Origin of the sequence: Sphingobium sp. YR768, assembly GCF_900111125.1 — a bacterium.
GTDB lineage: Bacteria > Pseudomonadota > Alphaproteobacteria > Sphingomonadales > Sphingomonadaceae > Sphingobium.
This window is the reverse complement of the sequence record NZ_FOGE01000003.1, coordinates 297,054-317,869: the sequence shown is the minus strand read 5'-3', so window position 1 is coordinate 317,869 and position 20,816 is coordinate 297,054. Positions and strand designations below refer to the sequence as shown.

General features: G+C 63.5%; 23 protein-coding genes and 2 tRNA genes. 9 read left to right on the top strand and 16 right to left on the bottom strand.

Annotation, left to right across the window (positions count from 1 at the left end; translation table 11 throughout):
* Positions 1 to 84: 84 nt before the first annotated feature.
* The 3 genes from BMX92_RS27280 (at position 85) to ybaL (ending at position 2,377) form a co-directional block, all read left to right on the top strand.
* The gene (locus BMX92_RS27280; protein WP_177184947.1) at positions 85 to 441 is read left to right on the top strand and encodes a hypothetical protein; all 357 of its coding nucleotides are present in this window, start codon (positions 85 to 87) and stop codon (positions 439 to 441) included.
* A gap of 56 nt (positions 442 to 497) precedes the next feature.
* Positions 498 to 626, top strand: coding sequence for a hypothetical protein (locus tag BMX92_RS27885; RefSeq protein WP_256213292.1), 129 nt, complete (start codon positions 498 to 500; stop codon positions 624 to 626).
* 119 nt (positions 627 to 745) lie between these two features.
* A complete protein-coding gene (gene ybaL / locus BMX92_RS06140) occupies positions 746 to 2,377 on the top strand; it encodes a YbaL family putative K(+) efflux transporter (RefSeq protein ID WP_093013460.1) in 1,632 nt (543 codons plus the stop codon).
* 50 nt (positions 2,378 to 2,427) lie between these two features.
* On the opposite strand, the gene BMX92_RS06135 is transcribed toward ybaL, so the two are convergent.
* From BMX92_RS06135 to BMX92_RS06105, 7 genes are all read right to left on the bottom strand, one after another.
* Positions 2,428 to 4,182: a DEAD/DEAH box helicase gene (locus BMX92_RS06135; RefSeq protein WP_093013991.1), complete on the bottom strand. Its 1,755-nt coding sequence runs from the start codon at positions 4,180 to 4,182 to the stop codon at positions 2,428 to 2,430.
* Positions 4,183 to 4,480: 298 nt separating this feature from the next.
* Positions 4,481 to 5,179 (bottom strand): 50S ribosomal protein L1, encoded by a 699-nt coding sequence (gene rplA / locus BMX92_RS06130; RefSeq protein ID WP_093013458.1) that lies wholly within the window; start codon positions 5,177 to 5,179, stop codon positions 4,481 to 4,483.
* A gap of 4 nt (positions 5,180 to 5,183) precedes the next feature.
* The gene (rplK, locus tag BMX92_RS06125; RefSeq protein ID WP_093013455.1) at positions 5,184 to 5,615 is read right to left on the bottom strand and encodes a 50S ribosomal protein L11; all 432 of its coding nucleotides are present in this window, start codon (positions 5,613 to 5,615) and stop codon (positions 5,184 to 5,186) included.
* Between the two features lie 395 nt (positions 5,616 to 6,010).
* Positions 6,011 to 6,547 carry a transcription termination/antitermination protein NusG gene (nusG, locus tag BMX92_RS06120; RefSeq protein ID WP_093013452.1) on the bottom strand — a complete coding sequence of 179 codons (537 nt, stop codon included), beginning with the start codon at positions 6,545 to 6,547 and terminating at the stop codon, positions 6,011 to 6,013.
* A gap of 68 nt (positions 6,548 to 6,615) precedes the next feature.
* Positions 6,616 to 6,822 carry a preprotein translocase subunit SecE gene (gene secE / locus BMX92_RS06115; protein WP_093013449.1) on the bottom strand — a complete coding sequence of 69 codons (207 nt, stop codon included), beginning with the start codon at positions 6,820 to 6,822 and terminating at the stop codon, positions 6,616 to 6,618.
* Between the two features lie 174 nt (positions 6,823 to 6,996).
* Positions 6,997 to 7,072 (bottom strand) — tRNA-Trp (locus tag BMX92_RS06110).
* A gap of 63 nt (positions 7,073 to 7,135) precedes the next feature.
* The gene (locus BMX92_RS06105; protein ID WP_093013988.1) at positions 7,136 to 8,053 is read right to left on the bottom strand and encodes a YihY/virulence factor BrkB family protein; all 918 of its coding nucleotides are present in this window, start codon (positions 8,051 to 8,053) and stop codon (positions 7,136 to 7,138) included.
* Positions 8,054 to 8,185: 132 nt separating this feature from the next.
* Here BMX92_RS06105 and BMX92_RS06100 point away from each other — a divergent pair, with 132 nt between their 5' ends.
* On the top strand, positions 8,186 to 9,178 hold the full coding sequence (locus tag BMX92_RS06100; protein WP_093013446.1) for a hypothetical protein: 993 nt from the start codon (positions 8,186 to 8,188) through the stop codon (positions 9,176 to 9,178).
* Here the strand turns inward: BMX92_RS06100 and BMX92_RS06095 are convergent.
* Entirely contained in the window at positions 9,153 to 10,376 is a 1,224-nt protein-coding gene (locus tag BMX92_RS06095) for a dihydroorotase (RefSeq protein ID WP_093013443.1), read from the bottom strand. The two genes, BMX92_RS06100 and BMX92_RS06095, sit on opposite strands and share 26 nt — an antisense overlap.
* The gene (locus BMX92_RS06090; protein ID WP_093013440.1) at positions 10,373 to 11,368 is read right to left on the bottom strand and encodes an aspartate carbamoyltransferase catalytic subunit; all 996 of its coding nucleotides are present in this window, start codon (positions 11,366 to 11,368) and stop codon (positions 10,373 to 10,375) included. Before BMX92_RS06090 ends, BMX92_RS06095 begins: the two co-directional genes overlap by 4 nt.
* Positions 11,369 to 11,497: 129 nt before the next feature.
* Between BMX92_RS06090 and BMX92_RS06085 the strand changes: the two genes are divergently transcribed.
* Both BMX92_RS06085 and BMX92_RS06080 read left to right on the top strand, forming a co-directional pair.
* Entirely contained in the window at positions 11,498 to 11,722 is a 225-nt protein-coding gene (locus BMX92_RS06085; protein WP_093013437.1) for a DUF2188 domain-containing protein, read from the top strand.
* Positions 11,723 to 11,728: 6 nt separating this feature from the next.
* The gene (locus BMX92_RS06080; protein WP_093013434.1) at positions 11,729 to 12,361 is read left to right on the top strand and encodes a hypothetical protein; all 633 of its coding nucleotides are present in this window, start codon (positions 11,729 to 11,731) and stop codon (positions 12,359 to 12,361) included.
* Between the two features lie 7 nt (positions 12,362 to 12,368).
* On the opposite strand, the gene BMX92_RS06075 is transcribed toward BMX92_RS06080, so the two are convergent.
* From BMX92_RS06075 to BMX92_RS06065, 3 genes are all read right to left on the bottom strand, one after another.
* A complete protein-coding gene (locus BMX92_RS06075) occupies positions 12,369 to 13,976 on the bottom strand; it encodes a phytoene desaturase family protein (RefSeq protein WP_093013985.1) in 1,608 nt (535 codons plus the stop codon).
* Positions 13,973 to 15,139: an aromatic ring-hydroxylating oxygenase subunit alpha gene (locus tag BMX92_RS06070; protein ID WP_093013431.1), complete on the bottom strand. Its 1,167-nt coding sequence runs from the start codon at positions 15,137 to 15,139 to the stop codon at positions 13,973 to 13,975. The genes BMX92_RS06075 and BMX92_RS06070 overlap by 4 nt, the downstream gene beginning before the upstream one ends.
* 71 nt (positions 15,140 to 15,210) lie before the next feature.
* Complete coding sequence (locus BMX92_RS06065) at positions 15,211 to 16,191, bottom strand: bile acid:sodium symporter family protein (protein ID WP_093013982.1); 981 nt, start codon at positions 16,189 to 16,191, stop codon at positions 15,211 to 15,213.
* 100 nt (positions 16,192 to 16,291) lie between these two features.
* On the opposite strand from BMX92_RS06065, the gene BMX92_RS06060 reads away from it, so the two are divergent.
* Positions 16,292 to 17,050, top strand: a complete 759-nt coding sequence (locus BMX92_RS06060; RefSeq protein ID WP_093013428.1) for an enoyl-CoA hydratase-related protein — start codon at positions 16,292 to 16,294, stop codon at positions 17,048 to 17,050.
* A 129-nt stretch (positions 17,051 to 17,179) separates the two neighbouring features.
* On the opposite strand, the gene BMX92_RS06055 is transcribed toward BMX92_RS06060, so the two are convergent.
* The gene (locus BMX92_RS06055) at positions 17,180 to 18,079 is read right to left on the bottom strand and encodes a DMT family transporter (protein ID WP_093013425.1); all 900 of its coding nucleotides are present in this window, start codon (positions 18,077 to 18,079) and stop codon (positions 17,180 to 17,182) included.
* 26 nt (positions 18,080 to 18,105) lie between these two features.
* Between BMX92_RS06055 and BMX92_RS06050 the strand changes: the two genes are divergently transcribed.
* Positions 18,106 to 18,693 carry a helix-turn-helix domain-containing protein gene (locus BMX92_RS06050; protein WP_256213291.1) on the top strand — a complete coding sequence of 196 codons (588 nt, stop codon included), beginning with the start codon at positions 18,106 to 18,108 and terminating at the stop codon, positions 18,691 to 18,693.
* 167 nt (positions 18,694 to 18,860) lie between these two features.
* On the opposite strand, the gene BMX92_RS06045 is transcribed toward BMX92_RS06050, so the two are convergent.
* Positions 18,861 to 19,175: a hypothetical protein gene (locus tag BMX92_RS06045; RefSeq protein WP_093013419.1), complete on the bottom strand. Its 315-nt coding sequence runs from the start codon at positions 19,173 to 19,175 to the stop codon at positions 18,861 to 18,863.
* A 72-nt stretch (positions 19,176 to 19,247) separates the two neighbouring features.
* Entirely contained in the window at positions 19,248 to 19,757 is a 510-nt protein-coding gene (locus BMX92_RS06040; RefSeq protein ID WP_093013415.1) for a MarR family winged helix-turn-helix transcriptional regulator, read from the bottom strand.
* Positions 19,758 to 19,883: 126 nt separating this feature from the next.
* Between BMX92_RS06040 and BMX92_RS06035 the strand changes: the two genes are divergently transcribed.
* Positions 19,884 to 19,958: transfer RNA gene (locus tag BMX92_RS06035), tRNA-Gln, on the top strand.
* A 154-nt stretch (positions 19,959 to 20,112) separates the two neighbouring features.
* Here the strand turns inward: BMX92_RS06035 and phoB are convergent.
* Positions 20,113 to 20,814, bottom strand: coding sequence for a phosphate regulon transcriptional regulator PhoB (gene phoB / locus BMX92_RS06030; RefSeq protein ID WP_093013412.1), 702 nt, complete (start codon positions 20,812 to 20,814; stop codon positions 20,113 to 20,115).
* Positions 20,815 to 20,816: the final 2 nt, after the last annotated feature.

The window sequence follows — 20,816 nt, the reverse complement described above, 5'->3', positions numbered from 1 at the left end:
CGCCTTTCCCTATTTAAAGGTGGGATCACGCAAACAGGCGATGCTATGCGGCATATGGGTAGGGAAAAGCGGAAGGGAAGGCGCATGATGTATCGTGCCGCGCTTTTCGCCGCTTTCTGCACCCTGATTGCTGTCACCCTCCTGTCCGCACTGGCGCCGCTTGGCCTGCCGCTCAGCCGGGCGACCGGTTCTGCCTTCAATCCCGCCACGATCGATGTCGTGCTCAAGGTGCGGGCGCCGGCCGCCGTACAGGCGGTTCAGCCGGCTCGCCCCGATGGCGACGGAATTCCGCCGGTGGCGCTGTGGTGCCTGTTTACGGCGCTGCTGATGGCCGTCTGGCGGCGGCTTCCCGATAGCATCTCTTCGACGGATGCGCCGCGTCTCAAGCCGCTGCATCTTTTGCGCGCCCATCGTGCCAGGGCGCCGCCCGCCTTCTTCTGACTGATCGGACCCGCCCGTCCCGCACGGGCCTGTCGTCGGAAGGAGGAGACTGTCCCATGCCTCGCAAAAGTCAGCGACGCAGCCGTCGTCGCCGTCAGCCCTGGTGGTTCATGCCTGTCGTCATGGCGGGTCTGGGCGCCGCGGCCGTCGCCCTGTCGGCCGCCATGATGACCATCGTGGAATGACCGGCGCGCATCCAGCCTGTGCCTGAAGCGAACGGCATGGCTGGATCGTCGCAAAACTGCTAATTTCCGCCGGACGCTTGGTTTTCCCCAGCGTCCGGCGATAGGATCGAAAGGCATCTATGCCCCATCACACGCCCCTGATCGGCACTATCGTTGCCGGCCTCGTCGTCGCCTTCATCATGGGCGCCATCGCCCATCGCCTCAAACTCTCGCCGCTGGTCGGCTATCTGATCGCCGGCATCATGGTCGGCCCCTTCACCCCGGGCTTCGTCGCCGACGCAGGGCTGGCCAATGAACTGGCCGAAATCGGCGTCATATTGCTGATGTTCGGAGTCGGCCTGCATTTCTCTCTGAAAGACCTGCTCTCGGTTAAGAATATCGCCGTGCCCGGCGCACTGGTCCAGATTGCCGTGGCGACGCTGCTGGGCATGGGGCTGGCGCATTTGATGGGGTGGGGCTTGATGGGCGGTATCGTCTTCGGCCTGGCCTTGTCTGTGGCCAGCACGGTCGTCCTGCTGCGGGCGCTTCAGGGCGCTGATCTGGTCGAAACCCGGCGTGGACGAATCGCGGTCGGCTGGCTGATCGTGGAGGATCTGGTGATGGTCCTCGCCCTTGTCCTGCTGCCCGCCCTCGCCAGCGTCATGAACAGCGCCGACGGGGCAGGGGCTTCCGCCCTGATCGCGCCGCTGCTGGGCACTTTGCTGAAGGTGGTTGGCTTCGTCGCGCTCATGCTGATCGTCGGCCGTCGCGTCATCCCCTGGGCGCTGCATTGGGTCGTCCATACCGGATCGCGCGAGCTGTTCCGTCTTGCTGTCCTCGCCATCGCCCTGGGTGTCGCCTTCGGCGCGGCGCTGGCCTTTGACGTGTCATTCGCGCTGGGCGCCTTCTTCGCGGGCATGATTCTGGGCGAAACGCCACTCAGCCGCCGCGCGACGGAAGAAACCCTCCCCCTGCGTGACGCCTTCGCCGTGCTCTTCTTCGTGTCGGTGGGGATGCTCTTCAATCCCTCGATCGTGGTGGAGCATCCGCTGCCACTGCTCGCCACCATCCTGATTATCGTCATCGGCAAGTCGATCGCGGCATGGGGCATCGTGCGTGCTTTCGGCTATGCCAATGTCACCGCGCTCACCATCGCCGCCAGCCTCGCGCAGATCGGCGAATTCTCGTTCATCCTCGCCTCACTGGGCACCGGGCTGGGTGTCTTGCCGGAGGATGCGCGCGACCTGATCCTTGCCGGGGCGATGGCGTCGATCTTCCTCAACCCCATCCTCTTCTCGATGATCGTGCGCAAGCATGAGCGAGCGGATGATGAAGGCGAAGCGAAGAAGCAGCCCGAACAGCCCCGCATCGGTCATGTCATCCTCGTCGGCTATGGCCGCGTCGGCAAGTTGATCGCCGCGCGCCTGCACGAACGCAACGTCCATTTCGTGATCGTGGAGGGCGATGCAGAAAAGGTCGAGGAGGCGCAGGAGGCCGGTCTGACCGTGGTGAAGGGCAATGCGCTGGAGGACAAGCATCTGCTCGCCGCGGGCATCTGCGAGGCGCGTCACCTGCTGATCGCGGTGCCGGAGGGTTTCGAGGGTGGCGCCATCCACGAACATGCCCGCCACCTGAACGACAAGCTGCAAGTGATCGCCCGCGCCCATAGCGATGCGGAGGTCGCGCATCTGGAGGGGCTGGGCGTGCCCCATGTCGTCATGGGCGAACGCGAACTGGCGGGCCGGATGCTCACGCTCTGTGGCGTGCGCTGATATAAAAATGGCGGGTGGAGATCGCTCCACCCGCCAACTTTGTTCAAAGATCAGCCGCGCGGACGACGCGGGCCGCCATGGCCGCCGGGGCCACCCGGACGCTTGGGGCCGCCCTTGAACGGGCGAGCGGCATGGGCGGGCGGACGCGGCCCGCGATCGTTAGGCCGGCCACCGGCGCGCTTATGCTCGCGGGCCTGTTCGCGCGGTGCGCCGTCGATCATTTCGAACGCGACATCCGCGCCCTCGTCATTGGCCTCACCGCTGCGCTTGACCGCCGACATGAAGCGGCTGGCGATCGTCCGGGGAATTTCGAACATGGTCTCGTCGGCTGTGATGCGGATCGCGCCGATGTCCTGACGCGACACATGGCCACGACGGCAGATCAGCGGCAGAATCCAGCGCGGATCGGCATTCTGGCGACGACCAATGTCCATGCGGAACCACTGGGTGTCCTCAAAGCCCGGACGCGGCCCGTCATTGCGGGCAGGGGCTTCGCTGCGGTCCAGCAGCTCTTCAGGCGCAGGCAGGGCTGCACGGGCGCTCCTGACCAGCATCGCCGCGATTTCCTTGGCGGACTTTTCGGCCAGCAGTTCGGCGCCCAGCGCCCAATCCGCCTCGTCCAGTTCCGCCTTTTCCATCAGGGTCGATCGCAGGCGCAGATTATCCTGCTCCAGGATCGCTTCCTTGCTCGGCGGGGTGCCCCATTCGACCGGGATCTTCGCCCCGCGCAGCATCGATTCGACGCGGCGACGACGCGGATAGGGCACGATCAGGACGGCGGTGCCCTTCTTGCCGGCGCGACCGGTGCGGCCCGACCGATGCTGCATCGTCTCGGCGTCGCGCGGCAGTTCGACATGGACCACCAGCGTCAGCGAGGGAAGGTCGATGCCGCGCGCGGCCACGTCGGTCGCCACGCACACACGGGCGCGCTTGTCGCGCAGCGCCTGCAACGCATGGTTGCGCTCATTCTGGCTATGTTCGCCCGACAGCGCCACGGCGGCAAAACCACGCTCGGTCAGGCTGCTGTGCAGATGACGCACATTGTCGCGCGTGGCGCAGAACAGGATCGCCGTCTCCGCCTCATGGAAGCGCAGCAGGTTCACCACCGCATTCTCGATGTCGGACGGGGCGACCGTCAGCGCCTGATAGCTGATGTCGCCATGGCCGCGTTCTTCGCTGACGGTGGAGATGCGCAGCGCGTCCTGCTGGTAGCGCTTGGCCATCGCCACGATCGGCTTGGGCATGGTGGCCGAGAAGAGCAGGGTCCGGCGGCCTTCCGGCGCGCTGTCGAGAATGCCTTCCAGATCTTCGCGGAAGCCCATGTCGAGCATCTCGTCCGCTTCATCCAGCACGACGGTACGCATGGCCGACAGGTCCAGCGCGCCGCGTTCCAGATGGTCGCGCAGACGGCCAGGCGTGCCGACGACGATATGCGCGCCGTGGCTGAGCGCGCGGCGTTCCTTGGCGGCGTCCATGCCGCCCACGCAGGTCGCGATGCGGGCGCGCGCCGCGCCATAGAGCCATTCCAGTTCGCGGCTGACCTGCAACGCCAGTTCGCGCGTCGGCGCGATCACCAGCGCCAGCGGCAGACCGGCCACGGGCAACCTTTCTTCTTCGCCCAGCAGTTCGCCGGCCATGGCCAGGCCGAAGGCGACGGTCTTGCCCGATCCGGTCTGTGCCGACACCAGCAGGTCGCGGCCATGCGCTTCCTCCTGCGTCACTTCGGACTGGACGGGGGTCAGCGCTTCATACCCTTTGGTCGTCAGCGCCTGCGACAGGAGGGCGGGGAGAAATTCAAATGCCATATTCTTGTTTTCCATCGGTAAAAGCGACCCGCCATTCCCGACGGATACGAAAAGACCGCTCATGCTTCCGCAAAGGGGAAGCCCGGAAGTAGGTCATGCTTCCGGTTCCAAAATCCTTTCCCGTTCGGGGAAAGGGGTGCCACCGCCGGGGCGATGGTGGAGGGGTGTCCCCCTATAGAGGGAGAAAACCCTCGCTGTAGCGGCGCCCTCCCGAAGAAGGCGATGCTCTACAAAATAAGAAGGCCGCCTTCCCCCGCAAGGAGGGAAGGCGGCCCCTTTTATACTTATCCGTGCAGGATCAGACCGAAGCGACTTCCGCCACATCGACCTTCACGCCCGGGCCCATCGAGGACGACAGGGCGATCTTGCGGACGTACTTGCCCTTCGAACCCGACGGCTTCGCCTTGACGATTGCTTCAACGAAGGCGTCGAAATTCTTGCGCAGGTCTTCGGCCGAGAAGCTCGACTTGCCCAGACCAGCGTGGATGATGCCGGCCTTTTCGACGCGGAATTCGATCTGGCCACCCTTGGCGGCCTTCACGGCTTCGGCGACGTTCGGCGTCACGGTGCCCAGCTTGGGGTTCGGCATCAGGCCCTTGGGCCCCAGAACCTTACCCAGGCGACCCACCAGACCCATCATGTCGGGCGTGGCGATGACGCGCTGGAAGTCGATGTTGCCGGCCTGGATCGATTCGAGCAGGTCTTCGGCACCCACGATGTCGGCACCGGCGTCGAGCGCCTGCTGCGCCTTGTCGTTGCGGGCGAACACGGCGACGCGGACGTCCTTGCCGGTGCCGGCGGGCAGGGTGACGACGCCACGGACCATCTGGTCGGCATGACGCGGATCGACGCCCAGGTTGATCGCGATTTCGACGCTTTCGTCGAACTTGGCGGTCGCGTGGGTCTTGATCAGGCCCAGTGCTTCGTCAACGCCGTGCAGCTTTTCCTTGTTGATGGCGGCGGACAGGGCCTTCGCCTTCTTGGTGATCTTTGCCATGGTCTTAGCCCTCCACCACTTCGAGGCCCATCGCGCGGGCGGAGCCTTCGATGATCTTCGTCGCTGCGTCGATGTCGTTCGCGTTCAGGTCGACCATCTTCGACTGGGCGATTTCAGCGAGCTGCGCACGGGTGATCTTGCCGGCGACGACCTTGCCCGGTTCCTTGGAACCCGACTTCAGGTTGATGGCCTTCTTGATCAGATAGGTGGCGGGCGGCTGCTTCATGATGAAGGTGAAGCTGCGGTCTGCATAGACGGTGATGATGGTGGGCAGCGGGGTACCCTTGTCCATGTTCGCGGTCTGGGCGTTGAACGCCTTACAGAATTCCATGATGTTCACGCCGCGCTGACCCAGGGCAGGGCCGATCGGCGGGGCGGGCTTTGCTTCTCCAGCGGGCACCTGGAGTTTGATATAGCCCGTAATCTTCTTGGCCATTGTCACTCACTCTTTAGCTGGGCGACTTGGCATGCATGCCGCCCGGTTCAAGTTTAGCGGTCGAACGGTCGTTACGAAAACAACCTCCCGCATTTGGCTCCATCCACCCTGACGGGCGATATGGAAGCGCGGGCCTATAGCGATGTTCACTTGGAAAGGAAAGGGGGTCTGTCCAATTGTCGGAAAACCCCGTCCGGCCATCATTCCCACGGAGATAAGCCATCGCTCTTTGTTCCCCGGCGAAGGCCGGGGTCCAGGTCGGAGCATTGAACTGGACCCCGGCCTGCGCCGGGGAACGCTCCGTTCCCGGTTCGCTACTGTCCTATCATCCGAAAGCAAAAAGGGCCGCCGATCCGAAGATAGGCGACCCTTTTTGAAAACCGTCTCGCGGCTTCTTACTTCGACAGTTCGACCTGTTCGAAGTCCAACTCGACCGGCGTGGCGCGACCGAAGATCGACACCGACACCTTGACCCGGTTCTTTTCGAAATCCAGTTCCTCGACCACGCCGTTGAAGCTGGCGAAGGGGCCGTCCAGCACCTTGACGCTGTCGCCGATTTCGTAATCGACATTGACCTTGTGCTTGGGGGCGGCTTCGGCTTCCTTCTGGGCGCCGAAATAGCGGGCGGCATCGGATTCACTGATCGCCTGCGGCTTGCCGCTCGATCCCAGGAAGCCCGTCACCTTGGGCGTGTTCTTGACCAGGTGATAGATGTCGTCGTTCATCGCCAGCTTGGCTAGGACGTAGCCGGGCATGAACTTGCGTTCGACCTGGACCTTCTTGCCGCGCTTGACTTCGGTCACGGTCTCGGTGGGGACTTCCACCTGCTCGACCAGTTGGGAGAGGCCCATGCGCTCGGCTTCGGACAGGATCGATTCCTTGACCTTGTTTTCGAAGCCCGAATAGGCGTGGATGATGTACCAGCGCGCCATGTTACCGTCTCAAACTCCCATGTGCGATTTCGCTTGAGAAATCGCGCCAATCAAAATCCCGCCTAAAATCAGGCCTGGCCGGCTGCAACGCTCAGCAACCACTGAACGATCGCGCCGAAGAAGGTGTCGATGCCAAAGAAGAAGAGGCCCAGCAGGGTCGTCATGATGACGACCATCACGCCGGTCATGATCGTTTCGCGGCCGGTTGGCCACACGATCTTCTTCGCTTCGGTCTGCACCTGATTGACGAATTCGCCGGGGGAAACCTTCGCCATCGCCTGCCTTCTTGAACCTTGAACCAACACCAATTCGCGAAGCAACAGTCCGCCCTCCCGATCCCGCTTGGTTTCAGCGTCCGGGGGTGCGACCGCATGCTCCGCGATCCATGCTTCGCTAAGCGCACCTAGCCGCGAACCCATGGTTTTTCAAGGGTTCGCGGCCAGTTCGCTTGGCAGGAGTGGAGGGACTCGAACCCACGGCATTCGGTTTTGGAGACCGACGCTCTACCAACTGAGCTACACTCCTGCACTGGCCGGGACCAGCGAAGGAGGGCGCTTTAGCGCGGGCTGTCGGGTAGGGCAAGCGCCATTATGCGGCTTTTTGCATCGGCTCCGTGACCTGCGTGTCCACGCTGGTCTGCCGCTCGGCCTCCGCGTTGATCTGCGCGCCCAGCAACACGACATAGGCGGACACGAACAGCCACAATTGCAGCACCACCACCGCGCCCAGCGATCCATAAGTCTCGTTATAATTGCCGAAGCGCGACACATAGAAGGATACGCCCAGCGTCACCAGCAGCCAGAAGAGCGTGGCCGTCACCGATCCCACCGTCAGCCATTGCCACTGCGCCTTGCGCCGATGCGGCCCGAAACGATAGATCAGCCCGAATATCGTGCTGGCCAGCAGCCCGGCGCACACCCATGTCGTCGCCTTGATCGCAAAGATCACGCCACCACCCCAGCCGGTCAGCAATTTCTGGACAAGCCCGATGATGGTCGCGGTGATCACGCCCGCCACCACCACCAGCACGGCGGAAAAGGTGATGCCCATCGACACCCGATAGAGGGCGATGATGCCGCGCGATTCCTTCGAAGCGTAGACGATGTTGAGCGCCTCCATGATCGCGGTCGCCGCGCGCGTCGCGCCATAGACCGCCAGCGCCAGCGCCATGACAAGGCCGAGGCCGGTCGTCCCTTTGGCGGCGGACACCACGCTTATCAACTGGTCGTTGATGATCTGCGCCGCGTCGCTTGGCACCACGGTAATGATCGCGGCCATATGCCGCTGCACCAGCGACGGATCGCCGATCAGCCCATAGGTCAGCACCACCGCCGCCAGCAGCGGCGCGATCGACAGAAAGGCATAATAAGCGACACCGGCCGACAACAGGCCCAGATGATTGCCCGACATGGCGGCATAGACCCGCTTCAAAATCTCCCACCAGGCCCGCGGCGGAATCTTCCACGGCGCGTCGACATGCACCTGTTGCGCAATTCGATCGGTCATCATCATCCCCTGCTGTCCAACAGGGCAAGCGCGTCAGCACGACGCAGGTTCCCTCGCGCCCGCGCAACAGCCATAGCGGGGCGATCAACGGCTTTGTAAGACGGGACGTCGGATCGAGATGGGGATGCAGGCATGACGCTGACGACGGGGTTCACGCGCATCTTCGACAATGAAGCGCTGGTGCCGCAATCCTGGCGAGATAGCCGGGGCGACGGCTTTCGCGTGTTCAACCCCAGCCTGCTGGCTGATGGCGATGGCTATATCATGGCCTATCGCGTGGTTTCGGAGGCGTTGGGGCGAAAGATCGCCTTTTGTCGCCTGAATGCCAATCTGGATATCATCGCGGACAGCGTGACGCCCTTTTCGGATCATCTGCTGCTCGATCCGGCCTGCTATCCGTCCGCCAGCCTGTCCTGGCATGCCGATCCCCGCCTGTTCCGCCTCGACGGGCGCGATTATCTCTACTGGAATGACGGCTATAAGAAGCCGCACAACAACCAGTTCGTCTGCGCCATCGATCGCCACGCACTCCGACCGGTCGGGCGGCCTCTGTTGCTGGGGAAGACCGGCGATCGCCAGATGATCGAGAAGAATTGGGGCCTCTTCTTCGACGGGCAGATCAAGGCGCTCTACGCATCGGACCCGTTCACGGTCATGGCCGTCCGCACGATCGGCGACGATGATCTGCTGTTCGAAGAGGTCGATGTGCGTGGGCCGCTTGTCCCGTCTGCTCCCGGCCTCGGACTGCTTCGCGGCGGCGCCGCGCCGATCCTGTGGCAGGGCGAATATTATCACTTCTGCCACGCCACTTTCTACAGCGGCACTTCGACACGCAGCTACAAGGCAGCGGTCTTCACCTTCGACGCGGACTGCCGGACTGGCCTCCGGCGTATCGCCCGGCGTGCCATCGAGTTGCCCAACCCTTTCGCCTCGGACCGGCTCTATCCGCCGCTCAACCCCAACGCCGGATCGGTCATCTATGTGTGCGGAGCACTCCGCCTGCCCGAAGGCTGGCTGCTCGCTTATGGCATTGATGACGAACGCTGCGCCCTGCATCTGATGTCACAGGCGCAGGTCGACGATCATATGATGGCGGCCGTTACAGGAACAGCCCACCCTTCATGATCCGCCGCGCGCGGCCCTGCACCGGCAGGCGGTCGAATGGGGTGTTGCCCGCCGCTGCCGCCATCTTGCCCGAATCGACGATCCAGGGTGCATCCGGATCGATGAAGATCAGGTCCGCCGCGCTGCCGCTCGCAAAGCTGCCAGCGTCCACGCCCAATATCTTCGCCGGATTGGCGCTCAGCAGCGTCATCAACCGGTTGATCGAAAGCTGCCCGTCGCGCACCAGATTGAGCGACAGCGCCAGCAGCGTTTCCGCTCCCGCCATGCCCGGTGAGGCATCGGCGAAGGGCAGGCGCTTGTCCTCCGGCCCGCGCGGATCATGGCTGGAGGTGATGACGTCGACCGTGCCGTCGGCCACCGCCGCGAGACAAGCCTGCCGATCACGCTCGTCACGCAGAGGCGGGGACAGGCGGGCAAAAGTGCGGAAATCCGTCACCGCCTGATCGTTGAGATAGAGATAGGCCGGGCTGATGCCGCAGCTTACCTTCAGTCCTTCGGCCTTGGCGGCGCGGATCAGATCGAAGCCCGCCTTCGTCGTCACCAGCCGGAAATGGATCGCCGCGCCGGTCTGCCGCACCAGCATCAGGTCGCGGGCGATCGCCATCGCCTCGGCACAGGCCGGAGCGTGAGGCAGGCCGAGGCGCGTCGCCGTCTCGCCGCTGGTCGCTACCGCCTTGGCCGACAGGCCGCCATCTTCTGCATGAGCGATCAATGTCAGGCCTAGCCCGCTGGCATAGGCCAGCACGCGCAGCATCACGCCCGAATCGGCGATCCACTGGCGCCCGGTGCCCACGGCTTTCGCCCCGGCCATCTGCATCAGGCCCATTTCGGCCATTTCGGTCCCTTTGAGGCCCCGCGTCGCCGCCGCGATCGGGTGCACCCAGAAATCGGGCTTGCCCGCGCGGGTCGCCTCCCGGATCAGGCCGACTTCGTCCAGGGGCGCGCGCTGGTCCGGCATCAGCGCCGCGCGTGTGATCCCGCCAAAGTGGAAGGCGGGTTTGTCTGTGGCGAACACACCCAGATCGATCAGGCCCGGCGCGACCACCAGCCCCTGTGCGTCAATCGTTTGCGCATCGGTCGGCACATCGACCGCGCCCGTCGCGACGATCCGGTCGCCCTCGATCAGCACGGTACCGGATGTCAGCGCATCACCGGCGGGATCGGCCAACTTGCCGTTGATGATGGCGATCTTGGTCATGCCCAGCCCTCCACAGCACGCGCGCTGCGCGTCAGCACATCCAGGCACGCCATGCGCACCGCCACGCCCATCGCCACCTGTTCGGTGATCGCAGAACGATCGGGATGGTCGGCCACCGTGCTGGTGATTTCCACGCCCCGGTTCATCGGGCCGGGATGCATGACCAGCGCGTCGGGCTTGGCGATGGCCAGCCGTTCGGGCGTCAGGCCGTACAGCGCATGATATTCGCGCGCTGACGGGATGAAGGCGCCGTCCATCCGCTCATTCTGAAGCCGCAGCATCATCACCACGTCCGCGCCCTCCAGCCCTTCGTCCATCCGCGTATAGGGCGTCGCCCCCAGCATCTCGACCTCAGGCGGCAGCAGCGTCGGCGGCGCCACCGCGCGCACCTGCGCGCCCAGCGCAGCGAGGCACAGCATGTTCGACCGCGCCACCCGGCTATGCAGCACGTCACCGCAGATCGCGACCACCAGCCCTTCGAAACTGCCCTTGCGACGGCGAATGGTCAGCGCGTCGAGCAGGGCCTGCGTGGGATGCTGGTGCCAGCCATCGCCTGCGTTCAGCACCGGACAATCCACCTTGTCGGCGATCAGCCGCACCGCGCCCGAACTGGCATGACGGATGACGATCACATCGGCGGCCATGGCGTTCAGCGTCATCGCCGTGTCGATCAGCGTCTCGCCCTTCTTCAGGCTGGACGTGGCGGCGGCCATGTTCACCACATCCGCGCCCAGTCGCTTGCCGGCAATCTCGAACGACAGCAAGGTGCGCGTGCTATTCTCGAAAAAGGCGTTGATCTGGGTCATCCCCGCCAGCCGCCCGTCATGCTTGCGCGCCTGCCCCTTGTTGGTCGCGGCCCAATGTTCGGCCTCATCCAGCAGGAAGCGGATTTCCCAGGGCTTGAGGTCGGCGATCGACAGCAGATGCCGATGCGGAAACAACGCCCGGCCAGTCAGCTCGGGAGTCGCGTCAGGAATGAAGATATCGGGCATGAGCCGGTGCTTTAGGGAAGCGAGCGGGGGAGGGCAAGGCGGCAGGCGGTTGCCTCGGTTGAGCATCGAGATTTAGTAGCTGTTTTACTCGAAAATCCCTATATGAAGAGCCTAAGGAGTGCGTGATCCATGGCTAAGGGCGGACAGCATGTCGTTCCCGGTCCGAGGGGCTGGAGCGTAAAAAAGACGGGTTCGGTAAGGGCCAGCAGTACGCATTCAACTCAGGAAGAAGCCATTGCTGCTGCTGTGAAAATTGCGAGAAATCAGAAAACCGTTCTGTATATTCATGATAGGGACGGTCGTATCCGAGAGCGCAATTCCTACATGGGTGATATCCATCCGGCCATCGGTTGAGGCGGAATGGCGCCATTCGAATTGTCTGTCTTCATCAATTGCCCGTTTGATGAAGAGTTCGCGCCGCTGCTTCAAGCTATGGCTTTTTGTGTAACGGATTTAGGATATTATCCTCGTCTGGCGCCCGAAAATGCAGACAATGCGGCGAATAGACTGGATCGCATTGTCGAACTCGTTCGCGGTTCGAAATATGCAATCCATGATCTCAGTCGATGTAAGTCCGCCAGCGGGAACGAATATGCACGCATGAACATGCCGTTCGAACTGGGCATAGATCATGGATGTCGTCGTTTCGGTGAAGGACAGTTGGAAACCAAGGCGATCCTGATTCTGGAGGAAACGCGGTTCGATTATCACAAGGCGTTATCCGATATCGCAGGTTGGGATATTCGCGCACATGGCGGCGATCATATCAAGATAGTTCGCCATGTTCGTGATTGGCTGGTTCATCACGCGGGCGCACCGTCCATCGGAGCCAGCAAGATACTCAGTGATTACGATGTTTTCCAGGCTTGGTATGTCGAACGTGAACTGGCATGTGGGGCATCCAAAGATGATATAAGAGAATATCCCACCGTACAGATGGTACAATCGATGCGAGAGTGGGTGAATGCAGGGCGGCCGATATACGATCTCTGAAATATAATTACCTTCGCCGCCATTTCCCGATCAGCGTCCCGTCGCGCAACACCTCCCGCGCCGCATTATGCCCCGGCGCGCCGGTCACGCCGCCGCCCGGATGCGTGCCTGCGCCGCACATATAGAGGCCTTTCACCGGTCCGCGATAGGCGCCATGGCCCAGCACCGGGCGCGCGGCCCACATCTGGTCCAGCGTCAGATTGCCATGCATGATGTCGCCGCCGACCAGCCCGAATTTCCGCTCCAGATCCAGCGGCGAATGAATCTGCCTTGCAATCACGCTTCTCGTAAAGCCCGGCGCCTGCGCCTCCACCGTGGCGATGATCGCATCGGCCGCTGCTTCGCGCTCATCGTCCCAATGGCGCCCGTCCGGCAGGTCCGGCGCGAATTGCTGGCAGAAGAGGCTTGCCACATGGCACCCGGCCGGGGCCAGCGTGTCGTCTATAGTCGAGGGGATCAGCATTTCCACGATCGGCGCTTTCGACCAACCATCGCGCTTCGCATCCAGAAAGGCCCGGTCCATATAGTCCAAAGTCGGCGCGATGATGATCCCCGACTGATGATGTTCCCCCACGCCCGGCAGGCAGGTGAAGTCGGGCAAGGCATCCAATGCCACATTCATGCGGAACGTGCCCGATCCCGCCTTGAACGCCTTCACGCGCTTCAGGAAATCGGCCGGCAGGTCGGCGGGGGCCATCATCCGCTCATAGAGCAGTTTCGGCCCGACATTGGCGATCACCGCGCCGCCCATCACCTCTTCGCCGCTCTCCAGCTTCACCCCGACCGCGCGCGCGCCATCGACCAGCACCGATGCGACAGGCGCTTCCAATGTGATCTCCACGCCCATGGCCGCCACGACCTTCGCCATGATCTGCGTGATAGTGCCCATGCCGCCCACGCTATGGCCCCAGGCACCCTTCTTGCCATTCACCTCACCGAACACATGGTGCAGCAGCACATAGGCGCTGCCCGGCGTGTCGGGGCTGGCATAATTGCCGACCACGGCGTCGAAGCCGAACGCGGCCTTCACGGCATCGCTCTCGAACCATGAGTCGAGGAAGCTGCGGGCCGATTTGGTGAACAGGTCCAGCACATCGCGCTGCTGCTCGATGCCGAGGCCCGCGATCCGGCGGCCCTGTTTCAGCGCATCGACGATCATGGTCAGCCCATCGCCGACATTGGGCGGACTTTTCAGCACCAGATCGCGCAGTATATCGGCCACTACCTCCAGCGCATCATAATAAGCCGGCAGCGCCGCGGCGTCCTTCGCGCTAAACTTGGCGAACTCGGCCTGCGTCTTCTCCAGTCCGCCGCCCAGCTTCAGATAGCCGCCATCCTCCTGCGGCAGGAAATTGCTGATCGGCCGCTCGATCACGCGATAGCCGTGATCGGCCAGCTTCATGTCGCGGATGACCTTGGGATTGAGCAGGCTGACCGTGTAGCTGGCGGTCGAATTGCGGAAACCGGGGTGGAATTCCTCCGTCACCGCCGCGCCGCCCACGACATTGCGCCGCTCCAGGATGCGGACCTTGTATCCCGCCCGCGCCAGATAGAAGGCGCAGGTGAGGCCATTATGCCCACCCCCGATGATGACCGCGTCGTAGGATTTGCTCATGCCCTGCTGCTCCATCCCATTCCCGGCGCGCGATGCAGCCGCGCCTGCGGGATAAGCTCCCGCACCCGCCCGCAAAAATGCCGCAGCGCCACTTCCTGTTCGCTCAAGGGGCCGACGGTGAAGCTGGCCGAGGCCATACCCGCCTGCACCCGCCCGACCAGTTCCGTATCCTCGGCATTGACCTGCCGGTTGATCCGCCAGTTGAGGTAGCGGGCGGCCTTCATCTCCCTGCGATCATCCGGCAAGGCGTAAGAAATCTCGCGGATCAAAGTCTGCGTCGGCGACACCGGCAGCCAGGCCATGAAGTCCACCTGATCGGGATAGATATCGAAGGCGAAATTGGGCCACAGCTTATAATAGGTCCAGAGCCGCTGCCGCTCGGGCGGCAGATGCGGCACGGACGGCAGAAAATGCTGATAGGCCCGCTCGGACAGGTTGACCGACGGGCGATCGAGGATCGGCCCCCACATCTTGTCGGCATGGAGCGACGTCTCCACGCCATAGCCGTCACCCATGAGCCGCTTCAGCCCCGGATGCGCCACCGCGATATGCAGTCCGTCCGAATAATTATCGCCGATATTCTTCCAGTTCACATCGCGCGGCCGCAACGTCACCCGCCCCAGCGCGCGCAAGTCGCCAAAGCGATAGGCTTCAATTTCCTGCACATAGGGCGCCATCATCTGCGCTACAGATGGCCCGCCATCGTTGATCAGCCGCACGAACAGGAAGCCCTGCCAGCTTTCGACTTCGACGGGCGCCAGGCCATGGTCGGCCAGCGCGAAACCCGCGCCATAGCTGGCCTTCATCGGCACGCCGGACAGGCGGCCGTCCGTCTCATAGGTCCAGCCATGATAGGGGCAGACCAGCTTCTTCGCGCAGCCGCTCGTCCCGTCCACGATCCGCGCGCCGCGATGGCGGCAGACATTGGTGAAGCCGCGCACGACGCCATCGTCGCCACGCATCAGGATCACGCTTTCGCCAATATAATCGAGCGTATGATAGTCGCCGGGAAGGGGAATGTCGCTCTCATGACAGACGATCTGCCAGGACGGACGGAATATCCGCTCCACCTCCACCGCGAAAAATTCGGGATCGGCATAGGTCCAGGCCGGCAGGCTCCACCCCGCGTCGGGATCATTCCCGGCCAGCACCCCTTGGACCAATGCGATTACCCCAGACCAGCTTATATTTTACGTATGTATAAAAGCACCTCGGCAGAGTCGATTCCTATGTCTCACTCGCTGTCTTTTTTATCGTCCACCTGTGCCCCATAATGGCGCGCCAGAAAGGCGCAGGCCATCAGCTGGATCTGGTGGAACAGCATGATCGGCAGCAGGATCGGCCCCACCGCCGCCGCCGGGAACAACACGCCAGCGATCGGCACGCCGGACGCGAGGCTCTTCTTCGACCCGCAAAATTGCAGCACGATCGCATCTTCCCGCGACAGACCCATCATCCGCCCCAGCGCCAGCGTGAACAGCAGGATGACCGCCAATATCGCGATGCACAGCCCCGCCAGCGCCAGCAATTCCGAGCCCGACACTTTCGACCACAGCCCCTCGACCACGGCGGCGGAGAAAGCGGCATAGACCACCAGCAGGATCGATCCCCGGTCGACCTTGCCCAGCAGGCTCTTGTGCCGCGTCACGAAGCCGCCGATCCACGGCCGCAGCAAATGCCCCACGACGAAGGGGAGCAGCAATTGCAACACGATCCCTTCGACCGAAGACAGGGAAATCAGGCTCCCGCTGCCGCTTCTCTGCATCAGCAGGGCGACCAAAACGGGTGTCAGGAAAATGCCCAGCAGGTTGGAGAAGGAGGCGCTGACCACCGCCGCCGCCACATTGCCCCGCGCGATCGCGGTGAAGGCGATGGACGATTGCACCGTCGAAGGCAGCAACGTCAGGAACAGCAGGCCCGCCCGCATATCCTGCGGCACGATGCCGAATCGCCCGATGATCAGCCCCAGAATCGGGAAAGCGACGAAGGTCGTGCCGAGCGTCGCCAGATGCAGTTTCCACGCTTTCGCGCCGCTCCAGATCGCCTCACGCGATAATTTTGCGCCATGCAGGAAAAAAAGCAGCACGATGCCGGCGTCCGCCGCCATGTCGGCTATCCGCGCGCCTTCGCCCCTTGCAGGCAGGACGGACGCTAGGGCGACGGTCGCGATCAGCAGCAACAGGAACGGGTCCAGGACTTGGCGCAGGCGATTCATCGGCTTTCCCATGGCAGCGGCGGTTTGCGCGGGGGATAGACGCGGCGCTCCGGCTGCGCCAACAATTTCCCCTTGGAGTCCAAAAAGGAGAGGATGGACCGTGTCCGACGGTATCAGGATCATGGAAACGGACGGCGTCATCGAGATTCAGTTCGATCGCCCCGACAAGAAGAATGCGCTGACCGGCCCGATGTATCGCGCGATGACGGCCGCTCTGGCCGATGCCTCCGCCCGGCCGGACATTGGCGCAGTCCTGTTTACGGGGCAGGGGGACGCCTTTTGCGCGGGCAATGACCTGAAGGACTTCATGGCCGGGCCGGAGGGCGCCGCCGCCGCCTTCGCCTTCATCCAGGCGATCGCCGCCTTCGACAAACCTCTGATCGCCGCGGTGCAGGGGCTGGCGGTCGGCGTCGGCACGACCATGCTGTTCCACTGCGATCTGGTCTATGCCGCGCCCGACGCGCGCTTCATCATGCCCTTCGTCAATCTGGGCCTCGTGCCCGAAGCCGGCTCCAGCCTGCTCGCGCCCACGACGCTGGGCCATGCCAAGGCGGCGGCGATGCTGTTGCTCGGCGAACCGATGGACGCCGACGCGGCCGATCGTGCCGGCCTCGTTACCGCCATCGTCCCGGCGGAAGGCCTGCTGGCCCATGCCCGGGCAAAGGCCGCCGCGTTGATGGCCAAGCCGCCGCAAGCCCTGCTTGCCACCCGCCGCCTGATGAAGGGCGATCCCGCCGCGCTCAACGCCAGGATGGAAGAGGAAGCCCGCCTGTTCCGCGAAACCCTCTCCTCGCCCGAAGCCCAGGAAGCCTTCGCCGCCTTCTTCGAAAAACGCGCGCCGGTGTTCCGACGGGGATAGGCGGCGCTGAGGCATTAAAGCGCCGTTAAATGACGGATTTGCGTGGGAACACTATATAAGCCCCTCCCTTGAAAGGGAGGGGCCAATTTTGCTCGCTTTACGCCATCCCGAATTTAGCGCACGACGCTCTCAACCCTTCTTCCGCTTGAACTCGATTTCGCTGACGATCACGGCAGCCACCACCAGCAGGCCGCCGACCAGCGCAGTCGAGGGCAGCCTTTCCCCCGCGATCCGGCCGATGATGCCCGCCCATACCGGCTCCCCGGCATAGATCAGCGTGGCGCGAGTGGGGGAGACGCTCCGCTGCGCCCAGTTCATCACGAACTGGATCAGCGCGGTCATCGCACCAAGGCCACAGGCGCTGAGCACCACCATCCAGTTGAAGGGCGGCACGGCCTCACCCGCCGGCGCCATGCAGGCAAAAGCGAGCAGCGACGTTACCGCCAGTTGCACCAGCGTCACTCGCGCGACATTCACCTTGCCCGCCCACAGGCTGATGAAGATGATTTCCAGCGCGATCGCCAGCGTGCTAATCAGGGTCAGCGCCTCGCCCTTGCCCAGGGCAAATCCCTGTTCCGGGGCGGCGATCAGCACCAGCCCGGCAAAGGCCAGCGCCACCCCGACCCAGCTTGCCAGCCTCGGCCGCCGCCGCAGGATGAGCCACTGGAGAATTGGCACCAGCGGCACATAGGCCGCCGTGATGAAGGCCGATGTACTGCTGCTGATCGTCTGGAGACCCCAGGTCTGGAGCGAATAGCCGATGAAGATGCCCAGCCCGATCATCAGCCCTGCCAGCATTTCCCGCGCGGTCAGCCCGCGCAGCACCGGCAGCGCGAAGGGCAGGGCCAGCAGCGCCGCCGTCCCGAAACGCAGCCCGACGAAGAAGAACGGCCCGGTCGCCTGCACCGCATGATGCACGATGAGGAAGGTGCCGCCCCACAGGACGGTCACGCCGATCAGCGCGAGTTCCGGGCGGCCGATCATCAGGCGGGGCTGAGCGGGCTTGTCGAGAGCGGGATTGTGCAACATAATGCACATGCCCTATGAGCACTATATTGCACAGTCAAGACGCCGCGACGCAGGATCGCTTGCCCAAGCGGCCAGATGTCCTTGCCCATGTCGCGGGCAATGTCCGCGCGCTGCGCGCCGAACGCGGCCTCAGTCAGGATGCGCTGGCGGCGCAGGCGGACGTCAGTCGCCGCATGATCTCCGGCATCGAAAGCGGGGAGGCGAATGTCAGCCTGTCCACGCTTGACCGGCTGGCGCAGGCGCTCGACGTCAGCTTCTCACGCCTTGTCCGTCCGCCGGACATGCGCGACAACAGCCGGATTGACAGCCTCGCCTGGCGCGGGATCAGCGACGACAGCCGCGCCACCCTGCTCGGCACCGTCCCGGCCGCGCGGGAAGCGGAATTATGGACATGGTCGCTGGGTGCGGACGAAGTCTATCCGGCCGAAGCGGATGCCGCCGACTGGCATGAAATGCTCTATGTCATGCAAGGCGTGCTGACGGTCGAAAGAGACGGGGAGGCGCCCAGTCGGGTGGCCGCTGGCGACTTTCTCATCTTCACCAGCGACCGCCCCTATCTGTTCGCGAATCGCGAAGCCGATCCCGTCCGCTTCGTCCGCAATGTGGTTTTCTAGGGCAAAGTGCCTACAATATGATTCGTTCGGCCCTTCGACCTTGCTCAGGAGAGTTTGTCGAAGCCCTGTCCTGTTCTTCAAAAAGTGCGGCCCTTCGACAGGCTCAGGGCGAACGAATACCAAAGTTATCCTGATTTTGCCCAGGGCCCAGCACCCGCCCGTCGCTCTTATTCGTTGCGCAGATCCTTGCCGGCATTTTCCAGCGTCTGACTGACATCCTGCTTGGTTTCGCCAGCCTCGCGCTTCGCGTCCGCCGCTGCCTTGTCGGTCGCCGCACCGATCTTGGCCGCGCCATTGTCGATCGCGCGGCCTGCATCATCCAGACCGTTGTCGATCTTCGCACCGGCATGATCGACCGCATTGCTCACATCGTCGCCGATGGCCGACCCGGCATTGTCCAGATTGTCCTGCGCCTTTTCCGAACAGGCGGACAGACCAGTTGCGGTCAGCAGGGCAGTCGCGGCAATAAGATATGTGCGCATGTTGGCTCCTCTTTCATCGATTCAGGAGCCCGATAAGCGCGTGGCGGCGCAGAAGGTTTCGCGCGGCCGCCCTTATCGGCTGCGCAGTCCGAACACCATCGACCGGTCGGCTTCGGGAATCAGCCCCTCCAGCACGCGCCAGAATCCGGTCACGGAACCCTGGCCCGCCTGCGCATAGGCCGTCGCCATCTTCTCGCGAAGCGCCCGGAACATCTCCGCTTCCAGCGCCTTTCCGGACGGGCTCAGCCGCAGCAATTTCTGCCGCCGGTCGCTGGTCCCGGTCCGCGTCTCGATATAGCCGCGGTCGATCAGGTCGCTCAGCACCCGGCCCAGCGATTGCTTGGTGATCGCCAGTAGGCGCAGCAATTCCTTCACCGTCAGGTCCGGCTGGCGCGAGATGAAATAGAGCGCGCGGTGATGCGCCCGGCCCAGCCCCTGCGCCGCCAAGCCCTCGTCGATCGAGCGGGTTAGGGCCGAATAGCCGAAATAAAGCATCTCTATGCCGCGCCGAATCTCATCCTCGCGCAGAAACAGCGGGGAGGCAGGCGATATCTGGGCGGAAGGCGCGTTGGAAACCGACATGAAGGCGTGTGATCCGGACGAAAGGGCAGGCCGCATATTGGCGGCATCAAACTATGATGACTAGGCTTTCCTTTCGCCAATCACACGCTATATGGCGTCCCCACGTCGAAGCGATATCGGCGTTGCTGGGGCGTCGCCAAGCGGTAAGGCAGCGGCTTTTGATGCCGCCATGCGCAGGTTCGAATCCTGCCGCCCCAGCCATCTTCTTCTGCGAACCAAAATTTCAGGCTCATGCGGGAAGCAATCCGCCTGTGGCTTTCTCGCCCGATTCGATGTGTGCGTAGGCTGAATACAAAAGGGCCCCCTCAGATCGCTCTGAAGAGGCCTTTCGCGTTCACATGACGGTCGCGCAGCGTCAGCCCATGCCCTCGGTATCCAGCGCATAGCCGGCCGACCGCACGGTGCGGATGATGTCCTGATATTGGCCGTCCGCGTTGATCGCCTTGCGCAGGCGGCGGATATGCACGTCCACCGTGCGCAGTTCGATATCGCTGTCCTGCCCCCACACGCTGTCGAGCAATCTTTCACGGGAAAAGACCCAGCCCGGATGCTCCAGAAAATGCTTGAGCAGGCGGAATTCGGTCGGACCAAGCGGGATCACCTGACCGCCGCGCCGCACCTTGTGCCCCACCGTGTCCATCTCGACATCGGCGAAGGTCAGCGTCTCGCCGGCCAGCGCCGGTCGCACGCGGCGCAGCACCGCGCCCACGCGCGCCACCAGTTCGCGCGGGGAGAAGGGCTTGGTCACATAATCGTCCGCGCCGGTTTCGAGACCCCGGACCCGATCCTCTTCCTCACCGCGCGCGGTCAGCATGATGATCGGCACATTGGCGGTGCCGTTCATGCGACGCAGGCGGCGGCACACCTCGATCCCGGACAGGCTTTCGACCATCCAGTCGAGCAGTACGATGTCGGGCGTATTCTCCTGCGCCATCAGCAGCGCTTCCTCGCCGTCAACCGTATGGGCGACGTCGAAATCCTCCCGCTTGAAATGCCAGATGAGCAGTTCGGCGAGCGCCGCGTCATCCTCCACCAGCAGCATCTTGGCCCGTGCCATGG